Source organism: Pallidibacillus pasinlerensis (assembly GCF_009996845.1).
Lineage (GTDB): Bacteria > Bacillota > Bacilli > Bacillales > Caldibacillaceae > Pallidibacillus > Pallidibacillus pasinlerensis.
Window position 1 is genome coordinate 1 of the sequence record NZ_JAACYS010000127.1, and the last position, 1,991, is coordinate 1,991.

The window sequence follows — 1,991 nt, forward strand, 5'->3', positions numbered from 1 at the left end:
CTGCACAGACATGGTTATTATTGGCGTTACGCCATAACTGATGATGTTGTATTTGAGATTCCTATTTGCAGACTTATTTGTTTATCTTGTAAAAAGACCTTTTCGATTATTCCAGACCTTCTGATTCCTTATTTCCAACATAGCTTGGATCTTATTTTAAAGAGAATGGAACAGTTCCTACAGAACAAAAAGACGAAAGGAAGCCGTCAATTACTCGCTTTTCACTGGCTTCGTTATCGGAAAAATATAAGTTGGATTCATAGTTTCTTTGTATATTTAGGGGAAATAATAGGGGTTTCTAGTGATATAAAAAAAGAAGCAAAAAAATATCTGAAAATGATTCGTAATTTTGGTGAATCGTCCTTCTTACGAAGGTCATGGGGACATTTATCTTCCTATTTTATGTCAAATTAATCCGCTGATATTTTGTTACAAACAAATTATTTATCGTCCCACATAACTTTTGCGTGTTCAAATAATGACGAAAAAAGTAGAATAAGATTATGGATGACCGGTCGTCCTCTTTTATCAAAAAGGAGGAGAAATCGATGACTGAAAAAGAAAGAGAACAAATTGCCTTATTTCGTTATGGTTTAATCGCCCCACTATTAAATGGCCAAGTGGATCCCAAAGCATATTTTGAAGAGTTAGAAGGTAAAGTCCATCAAATGCCTTATTATGGAGAACGAAAAATAGCGGTGAAAACGATAAAAGAATGGCTGCTTAATTATCGTAGGCACGGATTTGAAGCATTAAAGCCTAAAAAGCGAGCAGATCGGGGAAACTCGAGAAGATTATCGCCAGATGATCAAGATCATATTCTAGCCATAAGAAAAAAATTTCTCCATATGCCAGTGAGCGTATTTTATGAGCAGCTCATCAAGCAAGGAGAAATCACAAAAAACCAAATTTCATATTCTACTATAAACCGTTTATTAAAAAAACACAACCTTTCAGGAAAAGTTTTTTCTGCAACACCTGAAAGAAAACGATTTGCCTATGATAAAGTAAACATATTATGGCAAGCTGATTTATCACATGGTCCTTATATCAAAATTAAGGGCAAAGTAAAAAAGACGTTTTTAATTGCTTATATCGATGATTGTTCAAGGTTGGTTCCATATGCACAGTTTTTTACATCCGAAGGATTTGATGGACTCAGAATTGTAACAAAAGAGGCTTTAATTCGCAGAGGGAAACCTACCATGATATATGCAGATAACGGAAAGATCTATCGATCTGAAACACTGCAGTATGCTTGTGCTCAACTTGGGATTACACTAACTCATACACAGCCGTACGATCCGCAAAGTAAAGGCAAAATTGAAAGGTTCTTTAAAACTGTACAAACACGATTTTATCCCTTATTAGAGGCAGACCCAGTGGAAAGTTTAGAGGAGCTAAATGAACGATTCTGGAGATGGCTGGAGGAAGACTATCATCGAAGGGTTCATGCATCATTAGACGGAAAAACGCCACATGAAGTCTTTCATTCTCAATTAGAAAATATCACGTTTTTAGAAGATCCATCCATTCTGGATGTCATCTTTATGAAACGAGTTCAACGGAAGGTAAAGGCGGATGGAACAATAAGTCTAAATAAACAACTTTATGAGGTTCCAGCCAGATTTATTGGGTACTCCGTGGATTTACGAATAGATGATACCGGCGTTTTTATTTTCGAAGATAATAAGAAAGTAGCTGAAGCAGAGCCTGTATCTTTATCAGATAACGCTCATGTCAAGCGTGTTCGTTCACCTTTCTCTTTAACCCAATTAGCTGAAAAATCGAAGGAGGTGAATCGACATGTTTAAATCCTTCTATTCTTTAGCAAAAGAACCCTTTTCGAAAGATATACGCCCATCGGATGCGTTTTTATCATCCGATTATCAAGGAGCTTTAAATGCCTTAACATATTTACAAAAATCAAAAGGGATTGGACTACTCATTGGTAATCCCGGTGCTGGTAAGACTTTTACATTAAGAGCGTT

2 protein-coding genes and 1 pseudogene are annotated in these 1,991 nt (G+C 36.1%); all 3 read left to right on the forward strand.

From position 1 onward, the window contains the following. Positions 1–414: DUF6431 domain-containing protein (locus tag GW534_RS16255; protein ID WP_210253485.1), on the forward strand; the 414-nt coding region annotated here is incomplete at its 5' end. A 134-nt stretch (positions 415–548) separates the two neighbouring features. After that, positions 549–1,814 (forward strand): IS481 family transposase, encoded by a 1,266-nt coding sequence (locus GW534_RS15745; protein ID WP_161921911.1) that lies wholly within the window; start codon positions 549–551, stop codon positions 1,812–1,814. Then, positions 1,807–1,991, forward strand: a pseudogene (locus tag GW534_RS15750) (AAA family ATPase); the annotation flags it as partial. The gene GW534_RS15745 and the pseudogene GW534_RS15750, both read left to right, overlap by 8 nt.

Coding starts and splice junctions, on each gene's coding strand:
- GW534_RS15745 (WP_161921911.1), top strand. CDS start 549: ATGACTGAAAAAGAAAGAGAACAAATTGCCTTATTTCGTTATGGTTTA.